10 protein-coding genes are annotated in these 8,807 nt (G+C 69.5%); 5 read left to right on the top strand and 5 right to left on the bottom strand.

What is annotated here, in order from left to right:
* Positions 1–140: 140 nt before the first annotated feature.
* Positions 141–950: a hypothetical protein gene (locus RIF93_RS15780; protein WP_309092403.1), complete on the top strand. Its 810-nt coding sequence runs from the start codon at positions 141–143 to the stop codon at positions 948–950.
* Positions 951–982: 32 nt separating this feature from the next.
* Here the strand turns inward: RIF93_RS15780 and RIF93_RS15785 are convergent, their stop codons facing one another.
* Together RIF93_RS15785 and RIF93_RS15790 are read right to left on the bottom strand one after the other, a co-directional pair.
* The gene (locus tag RIF93_RS15785) at positions 983–1,357 is read right to left on the bottom strand and encodes a hypothetical protein (protein ID WP_309092404.1); all 375 of its coding nucleotides are present in this window, start codon (positions 1,355–1,357) and stop codon (positions 983–985) included.
* Positions 1,358–1,371: 14 nt separating this feature from the next.
* Positions 1,372–2,184, bottom strand: coding sequence for a universal stress protein (locus tag RIF93_RS15790; RefSeq protein ID WP_309092405.1), 813 nt, complete (start codon positions 2,182–2,184; stop codon positions 1,372–1,374).
* Positions 2,185–2,303: 119 nt separating this feature from the next.
* Between RIF93_RS15790 and RIF93_RS15795 the strand changes: the two genes are divergently transcribed.
* Both RIF93_RS15795 and RIF93_RS15800 read left to right on the top strand, forming a co-directional pair.
* A complete protein-coding gene (locus RIF93_RS15795) occupies positions 2,304–2,948 on the top strand; it encodes a YfbR-like 5'-deoxynucleotidase (RefSeq protein WP_375163887.1) in 645 nt (214 codons plus the stop codon).
* Positions 2,949–2,950: 2 nt separating this feature from the next.
* Positions 2,951–3,913 (top strand): NAD regulator, encoded by a 963-nt coding sequence (locus RIF93_RS15800; RefSeq protein ID WP_375163888.1) that lies wholly within the window; start codon positions 2,951–2,953, stop codon positions 3,911–3,913.
* Here RIF93_RS15800 and RIF93_RS15805 read toward each other — a convergent pair.
* The 3 genes from RIF93_RS15805 to RIF93_RS15815 form a co-directional block, all read right to left on the bottom strand.
* Positions 3,910–4,827: a sterol desaturase family protein gene (locus tag RIF93_RS15805; RefSeq protein WP_309092407.1), complete on the bottom strand. Its 918-nt coding sequence runs from the start codon at positions 4,825–4,827 to the stop codon at positions 3,910–3,912. The genes RIF93_RS15800 and RIF93_RS15805 overlap by 4 nt on opposite strands.
* On the bottom strand, positions 4,824–5,213 hold the full coding sequence (locus RIF93_RS15810) for a hypothetical protein (protein WP_309092408.1): 390 nt from the start codon (positions 5,211–5,213) through the stop codon (positions 4,824–4,826). Before RIF93_RS15810 ends, RIF93_RS15805 begins: the two co-directional genes overlap by 4 nt.
* 110 nt (positions 5,214–5,323) lie before the next feature.
* Positions 5,324–5,854: a porin family protein gene (locus tag RIF93_RS15815; protein WP_309092409.1), complete on the bottom strand. Its 531-nt coding sequence runs from the start codon at positions 5,852–5,854 to the stop codon at positions 5,324–5,326.
* A gap of 192 nt (positions 5,855–6,046) precedes the next feature.
* Between RIF93_RS15815 and RIF93_RS15820 the strand changes: the two genes are divergently transcribed.
* Positions 6,047–7,162, top strand: a complete 1,116-nt coding sequence (locus tag RIF93_RS15820; RefSeq protein ID WP_309092410.1) for a beta-ketoacyl-ACP synthase III — start codon at positions 6,047–6,049, stop codon at positions 7,160–7,162.
* A gap of 33 nt (positions 7,163–7,195) precedes the next feature.
* On the top strand, positions 7,196–8,807 hold a 1,612-nt coding region (locus tag RIF93_RS15825; protein WP_309092411.1), incomplete at its 3' end, for a D-aminoacylase.

Consider the following 8,807-nt stretch of genomic DNA (forward strand, 5'->3'; position numbering starts at 1 on the left):
CTCGCGCCGAGCCAGGAAGGCCAGGCGCGAGGGCGCGGCGCGGCCCGGCCAGTAGCGACCACCGGCTTACGGCGAATTCACTCGCCTTTTTCGAGGGCTCCGGCCACGTTCTGAAGCGAACGGACCGGAGCCCTTGTCACATGAAGCCGCTGCTTCTCCTCGCCGCCGTCTCGATGATCCCGCTGGCGGCCTGCACCCAGGCCAAGGCCCCGCGGGCGACGCTGGACTGCCCTGCGACCCAGGGCGACCTGACGCGCACGGCCAAGGCCGCCGACGGCAAGAGCTGCACCTATGTGGCCAAGAACGGACTTGAGGTGGACCTGCGGCTCGTGCCGGTGACGGGCAGCGCCTACGCCGCCCTGGACCAGATCGAGAACGGCCTGCTGGCGCAGGCCGAGATCGCCGACGCCAAGACCCTGCCGGCGGCCGACACCAAGGCCGCGCCTGGCAGCGCGGACGAGGCGCAACGCATCGCCCAGCAGGCCGCGGCCGACGCCGGCGGCGTCGCCTCGGCCGACAGATCTGGAGCCTCGGACGAGGGCGTCGACGTCCACGTGAAGGACGACAAGGTCGTGGTCGCCGAGGGTGGCGGCACGACGCGTGTGAACCTGCCTGGCATCCACATCGTCGCCGACGAGGAAGACGACTCGGCCAGCGTCCGCATCGGGCCGCTGCACTTGGATGCCGACGGCGAAAACGCGGTCATTCACATCCGTCGCGACGTGCGCTTGAAGGGCGAAGCCCTGTCGCGCCACAAGCGAGGGATCCGCGCCACCTTCATCAGCCACGCCGAAGGTCCTCAGGGCGACCGCGTCGTCGGCTACGAGGCCGGCGGCCCCAAGACGGGGCCCCTCACCGTGGCGATCATGCGGTCCAAGAGCGACGTCCACGACGGCGACGACGTGTACGGCGACATCAAGCGCCTGGTCCGCAAGAACGGGGGCGTCTAGCCCAGCTGGACCTCGACGACCTTGCCTCAGGTTCAGCCGGCGGGCTGAACCTCGACGACCTTGTAGGTCAGGGGCCGGCCGTCCTCATCGGTCACGGTCACGTATTCCCCGACGGCGAACCGGTGCTCGCCCAGCCGGTGGACCGGCTCGTCGTCAGCGGCGTCCTCCTCGTCGTAATCGAAGAACCAGCGCGAACCCTTGCGCGCCAGACGGCCGTCGATCGGGTCCTCGTCGGGCGCGAAGCGGCGCACGGTGCAGGCGTCGCGGGCCTTGGAATAGGCCTGCTCGTCCAGCATGCCCTCTGCCGTCAGGGGCGCCGTCAACGCATAGCCGCGATGGTCGTCGCCGCCGGCGAACTCCGTGCCGGGATTGCGAGCAAGCCGCATCACGATGCGCGACAGGGTCATGACGTCACCTCCACCTAGTGGGATAGAAATAGGGATGGCTGGTCGGAATTCAGCAGCGTCCGGGTCGTTCCGCCGAATATGAATTCCTGCAGCCTGGGATGGCCGAACGCGCCGGCCACCAGGATCTCGGCGCCCGCAGCGGCTGCGGCGTGCAGCAGGGCCGGCGCGGCGTCGCCGCTGTCGGGCAGCACGTTCAGTTCGGTCTGGACGCCGCGCGCGGCGTAGTAGGCCTGCAGCTTCGCGGCGTCGAACGCCCGCGAACTGGCCTTGGGCGCGGCCAGGATCACCACGCGGGCGGCCTTTTCCAGCAGCGGCAGGGCCAGGCGCGCGGCGCGCGAGGCCTCTTTGCCGCCGTCCCACGCCACCGCCACGGTTCCGCCGATCCTCAAGCCTTCGCGCGCGACCAGCACCGGCCGCTGCTCGTCGGCCACCATCTGCTGGAAGGCCTCCGCGAGCGGCCCCCGGCCCCGCGCGGGGTCGGCGCCGAACACGACCACGTCCGAAAGCCGGCTCTCGGCCGACAGCCCCGCCCAGACCGGCGTCTGCAGGGCGATGAACTGCTTCTTGGCGTAGGCCACCGTCTCCAGCGCGGCGCGGGCGCTCTTCTCGCCGGCCTGGGCGGCCTCCTTCAGGGATTCCAGCGCCGTCGTCTGCACGCCGCCCATGAAGCCCTCGCCCATCCAGGGCATGACGTCAGCCACGTCGGCCGGGGTGTAGACGGCCGCGAGCTCCGCGCCGAACGCTTCGGCCAGCATTGCGGCGGCGGCGACCGTCGCGCGGTCGCCCTGTCCGCCCGAGAGGGGCGCCATGATGCGGGCCCAGCTCATTCGTCCATCCTCATCAGCCCCAGATCAGGCCCCGTGCTGGACCGGAAGACCTGCCCCTGCATTGATCTTTCTCGGGTCCTGGGCCAGTTCACGGCCTCGACTGTGGAGGTAATGCGCCGGTGAGGAAAGGGCTGCGCCGAACGCGCGAGACGCCGCGGGCCTGGCAACGGATGCTGTCCGGCCGCCGGCTCGACTTGCTGGACCCCTCGCCGCTCGACATCGAGATCGAGGACATCGCCCATGGCCTCGCGCGCGTTGCGCGCTGGAACGGCCAGACGGTGGGCGAGCACGCGTTCTCGGTCGCCCAGCACTCGGTCGTCGTCGAGGAGATCGTCGCCCACATCCAGCCCGATATCGAGCCGCGCTGGCGCCTCGCCGCCCTGCTGCACGACGCCTCGGAATATGTGATCGGCGACATGATCAGCCCGTTCAAGGCGGCGCTGGGCATGGACTACAAGCTCTTCGAGGAGCGGCTGGAGAACGCCATCCACGTGCGCTTCGGCCTGCCTGCCAAGACGCCGCTGGCGGTCAAGAAGCTGATCAAGCAGGCCGACCGCGCCTGCGCCTTCTTCGAGGCGACCCAGCTGGCGGGCTTCACCCATGAGGAGGCGCTGGACTTCTTCGGCGCCCCCCCGGCCGGCTACAGCCTGAAGATCGAGCCGCAGGCGCCGTTCGACGCCCAGGAACGATACCTGCACCGCTTCGAGGTGTTGTCGGAAGCCGCCGGCTACCGGCCGCACGCCCAGGCGTTCGACACCGAATGAGCATGGTGGTCATCGGCCTTTCCGCCGTGGTCGTCGCCATCCGCGACGGCGAGGCCGTGGTGCTGACCGTGCGTCACAAGGCCGGCGGGGCCGAGTTCTGCGGCCTGCCCTTCGGCCCCTTCGATCCGGAGGGGCACCGCACCTTCGAGCTGGCGATGCGGGCGTTCGTGACCGAGCAGACCCGGTTCAACCTGGGCTATGTCGAACAGCTCTACACCTTCGGCGACAAGGGCCGCGATGCGCCGCTGGCGGACGTCGGCGTCACGGGCGACGGCGGCGGCCTGGCCCGGGTGATCTCGGTCGGCTACCTGGCCCTCGCGCCGGCCGCCGTCGACACCCAGTTCCAGGGGAGCGAATGGCGCCCCTGGGCGCGCTTCTTCCCCTGGGAGGACTGGCGCCAGGGCCGGCCGGCCGCGCTGCAGGCCATCGAGCCCGCGCTGCGCGCCTGGGCCGACGGCGGCGCCCAGCGACTGGCCCGCGTGCGCCTGCTCTTCGCCCTGGACGGCGCCCCCTGGAACGAGGAGCGCGTGCTGGAGCGATACGAACTGCTCTACGAGGCGGGCCTGGTTCAGGAGGCCGCTCGCGACCGCGGCGAGGCCCCGCCGCGCCAGGACGACGCCCTGAAGGCCGCCATGGGCGAACCGATGATCTCGGACCACCGCCGGATCCTGGCCACGGCCCTTGGCCGTCTGCGCGGCAAGCTGAAGTACCGCCCGGTCGTGTTCGAGCTGACACCCGAGGCCTTCACGCTGTCGGCCCTGCAGCGCACGGTGGAGGCCATCGCGGGCGTCCCCCTGCACAAGCAGAACTTCCGCCGCGCCCTGGAACGCGCCGAGCTGGTCGAGGGCCTGGGCCGGCTGGACGTCGAGACCGGCGGTCGCCCGGCAGAACTGTTCCGCTTCCGCCGGGAGGTGCTGGACGCGCGTCCCGTCTCAGGCCTCAGCCTGCCGCTCCTGCGGGACTAGGCCGCTTCGTCGAGCTTCGGCGCGGACGCCCTCGCCTGCCGGGCCTCCCAGTCGGCCTTCAGCTTGGCGCTGGTTTCGCGGCTTCCGTCGGGGCTCCAGCCGGGCGGGCCGAACATCCAGCCCAGGATGTGCTTCGGCTGGCGCAGGATGTCTTGGGCCATGCCGATCCACTCGTGGAAGGCCACGCGCACGATGTTGAAGGTGCCGAGGTTCTTCACGATGCCGTAGCGGCACGGCTCCTCGTCGAGCTCGGGCTGGAACGTGCCGAACAGGCGGTCCCAGATGATCAGCACCCCGGCGTAGTTGCGGTCGAGGTAGCGCGGGTTCCTGGCATGGTGCACCCGATGATGCGAGGGCGTGTTGAACACCGCTTCGAACCAGTTCGGCAGCCGGCGGATCGCCTCGGTATGGATCCAGTACTGATAGACCAGGCTGATGCCCTTCTGGATCGCGATCATCGCGGGCGGGAAGCCGACGAAGGCCAGGGGCAGCCAAAGCAGCCACGTGCCGGCCACGCCGCCGGTCCAGGTCTGCCGCAGGGCGGTGGACAGGTTGTAGTGCTGGCTGGAGTGGTGGTTCACATGGCTGGCCCACCAGAACCGCCGCTCGTGCGCCAGGCGGTGGAACCAGTAGTACGTCAGGTCCTCGAGGAAGAAGATCGCCACCCACGCCCAGACGGCGGTCATCGGGATGTCGAACAGGCGGTACTGGTATACCCAGAGACTGGCCGCCGCCGTGACGCCCCCCAGCAGCACGCCCGCCACGGTGGAGCCCAGCCCCATGCCCAGCGACACCGCGGTGTCCTTCGCCTCGTAGTTGGCGTGCAGCTTGCCCATCCGGGTCAGCACGATCTCGAGGATGATCGTCAGGATGAAGAACGGCGTCGCGAGCGTGACCGGGTCGACCGCCTTCATGCCGCCAGGTCCTTCGGCGGCCAGGCCGGCAGGTTGAGGAAGGCCTTGGGCGCGGCGACGTCGGCCAGGTCAACACAGAGCCGCCCCTGGCGGAAGCTGGCCTGCAGGGCTTGGGCCCAAGGGATCTGGCGGGCGGTGTAGCCGTCGCCCAGGCGGCAGATCACGAGGGCGAGGCCGCCGGACTTCGCGAGCGCGCCCGCCCCGTCCGACGCCACCCACACGGCATCCAGGCGGCGGTCGGGGAATTCGTCGGCCAGCAGGGCGCGGGCCTTGGCCTCGTCCAGCGGTCCGGTCGGCCGCGCGATCTTGGCCCACGCCGCCAAGCCGACCAGCAGCGCCACCGCCAATCCGGAGGCGAAGAGCTGAATGAAGAACGCCTGGCCCACCGGCCTCACTCCCCTTGTTTTGCGGCGAGCGTGGGCGGGCGCAGGCGTCCGGTCAAGAAGAAGCCCTCCCGTCGCCGGGAGGGCTTCGTGTCACATCTGGAAGGCGCCCCTTAGAAGCGGCGGGTATAGCCGATCGACCAGACGTCGGCGTTGCCGCCGTCGAAGTCGTGACGGGTCCAGTCGACGCGGACGCCGTTCACGCCGTCGAAGTGGTGCTGGGCGCCCACGCCGTAGTTCCAGGACGAGCCATCGTCCGACGCCGAGACGCCGCCGGCCGAGCCCTTGATCTTCGTCGTGCCGTAGCCGAAGCGGGCGAACAGGTCGGTGTTCTGGCTGAGCGGCGCGAAGCCCACGACATAGCCCGCGAGCTGGTGCTTCAAGTCGACGTTCACGTCGGTCCCGGCGATGTTCACGTCATCGTCCTGGATGCCGATCGCGCCCTCGCCTTCCACGCCCAGCCAGCTGTTCATGCGGTAGCCGAGGCGGCCCTGGATGGCGCCCAGGTTCACGCCCTCGCCGTCGACGTTGGCGTAACCGACCGAGCCGTAGACGCCGCTGGTGGGCGCCGTCTGGGCCTGGGCGACGGCGGGGACCGTGAAGGCGATGGCGGCAACGGAGGCCGCGGCGAAGAGAGCTTTCATGTTTCTTGTACTCCACTCTTTCATTGGACAGCTCCCCCGAGCCGGGTTGAGTTCGGCGTCAAACGCGGCCTGGGCCGGCCGGTTCTGTGGCGAAGCTTTGTTCACGGACGACCTGTGGCCCTGCGGCCACAATGCCGGCTGACGGCCGGGCGGGTCGTGCTATCAAGCGCGCCTGCATCGGGGAGTAGCCGAATGAACGACGCCGTGATCGCCGCGACGGGGCTCTACACGCCGCCGTTCAGCCTCACGAACGCGGAGCTGGTCGAGACGTTCAACGCCTATGTCGAGCGCTTCAACGCCACCAACGCCGAGGCCATTGCGCGCGGTGAAGTCCAGGCGCTGACCCCCTCCTCCGCCGAGTTCATCGAGAAGGCGTCGGGCATCAAGTCGCGCTACGTCGTGGACAAAACCGGCCTGGTCGATCCCGACCTGATGCGCCCGATCATCCCCGAGCGGCCGAACGAACAGCTCTCGGTCCTGGCCGAGATCGCGGTCGAGGCGGCGAAGGACGCCATCGCCCGATGGGGAAAGCCCGCCTCGGAGATCGACGCGGTGATCTGCGCCGCCTCGAACATGCAGCGGGCCTATCCGGCCATGGCTATCGAGGTACAGCAGGCGCTCGGCATCGGCGGCTTCGCCTTCGACATGAACGTGGCCTGCTCGTCGGCCACCTTCGGCATCAAGACTGCGGCGGATTTCGTGACGACGGGCTCGGCGCGGGCCGTGCTGATGGTCAATCCCGAGATCTGCTCGGGCCACCTGAACTTCCGCGATCGCGACAGCCACTTCATCTTCGGCGACGTGGCGACCGCCGTGATCGTCGAGCGCGCCGACCAGGCGACGAATGGCTGGGACATTCTCGGCACGCGGCTGAAGACCCAGTTCTCGAACAACATCCGCAACAACTTCGGCTTCCTGAACCGCGCTGATCCGGATGGCGTCGGCAAGCCCGACAAGCTGTTCGTGCAGGAGGGCCGCAAGGTCTTCCGGGAAGTGGTGCCGATGGTCTCGGAAATGATTGTCGAACACGCCGGCGATCTGGGCATCGATCCCACCGGCCTGAAGCGGCTGTGGCTGCACCAGGCGAACATCAACATGAACGAGCTGATCGGGAAGCGCGTCCTGGGCCGGGACCCTGCGCCCGGCGAGAACGTCATCATCCTGGACGAGTACGCCAACACCTCCTCGGCCGGCTCGATCATCGCCTTCCACAAGGCCAACGACGACTTCCAGCCGGGCGAGACGGGCCTGATCTGCTCGTTCGGCGCCGGCTATTCCGCCGGCACGGTGTTCGTCCGCAAGCGCTGAGGCTAGGCTTCTTCCCTTCGAGGGGAGTCGCCCATGCACAAATCCCTAGCCACCGCCGCCGGCCTGGCCGCCGTGCTGGTCCTCAGCGGGGGCGCGAGCCCCAGGACCTACGACCTGCTGATCCGCGGCGGCGAGATCTACGACGGCTCGGGCGCGCCAGCCGTCCGAGGCGACGTGGGCGTGCGTGGCGACCGCATCGTCTGCGTCGGCCGCTGTCCCGCAGGGGCCGCGAACACCACCATCGACGCCGCCGGCAAGGCGGTCTCGCCCGGCTTCATCAACATGCTGTCGTGGTCGAACGAGGCCCTGTTGCACGACGGCCGCGGCCTTTCGGAGCTCAAGCAGGGCGTCACCCTGCAGGTGATGGGCGAAGGCTCGTCCATGGGCCCCTGGAGCGACGCGCAGAAGGCGGCCGACCTGCGCCGCCAGGGCGACGTCAAATACGACATCGCCTGGACCACGCTGGACCAGTACCTGCGCCATCTGGAAGCCCGCGGCGTCTCGCAGAACGTCGCCTCCTTCGTCGGCGCCGAGACGGTTCGCGTGAACGTCCTGGGCGAAGACGACGTCGATCCCACGCCCGAACAGCTGGCCCGCATGCGCGCCCTGGTCGTCCAGGCCATGGAGGACGGCGCCATGGGCGTCGGGACCTCGCTGATCTATGCGTCGGGCAACTACGCCGAGACCGACGAACTGGTGGCCCTGACCACCGAGGCCGGCCGCTGCGGCGGCATGTACATCAGCCACATGCGCTCGGAGGGCAACCGCCTGCTGGAGGCGATCGACGAGCTGATCGAGATCTCCCGCCGCTCAGGCGCGCCCGCCGAGATCTACCACCTGAAGGCTACCGGCCGCGCCAACTGGGGCAAGCTCGAGCAGGCCATCGCCAGGATCGAGGCCGCCCGCGCCCAGGGGCTGCGGATCACCGCCGACATGTACACCTATCCGGCGGGCTCCACCGGCCTGGATGCGGCGATGCCGGTGTGGGTGCAGGCCGGCGGCGTCGAGAAGTGGATCGAGCGGCTGAAGGACCCCGCCACCCGGGCCAAGGTGAAGGCCGAGATGCTGGCCGACAGCACGAGCTGGGAGAACCTCATGCGCCACGCCGGCGCGGATGGGACCCTGCTGGTCGGCTTCAAGAACCCGAAGCTGAAGCCGCTTACGGGCAAGACCCTGGCCCAGGTAGCCAAGGAACGCGGCGTCAGCCCCCAAGACGCCGCCATCGACCTCGTCATCGAGGACGGCAGCCGCGTGCAGGTCGTCTATTTCCTGATGAGCGAAGAGAACGTCGCCCGCCAGACCGCCCTGCCCTGGATCAGCTTCGGCTCGGACGCCGAGGCCCAGGCGCCCGAGGGCGTGTTCCTGCTCTCGTCGACCCATCCGCGGGCCTACGGCAACTTCGCCCGGCTGCTGGCCAAGTACGTCCGCGAGGAGAAGCGCCTGAGTTTGCCCGAAGCGGTCCGCAAGCTGTCGGGCCAGCCGGCCCGCAATCTGGGCCTTCGCGAGCGCGGCCTCCTGAGGCCGGGGTACTTCGCCGACGTGGTGGTCTTCGACCCCGCCGAGATCCAGGACCACGCCACCTTCGAGAAGCCGCATCAGCTGGCCACCGGGGTCAGCCACGTGGTGGTCAACGGCCAGCTCGCCC

This window comes from Phenylobacterium sp., assembly GCF_031181185.1.
Taxonomy (GTDB): Bacteria; Pseudomonadota; Alphaproteobacteria; order Caulobacterales; family Caulobacteraceae; genus Phenylobacterium.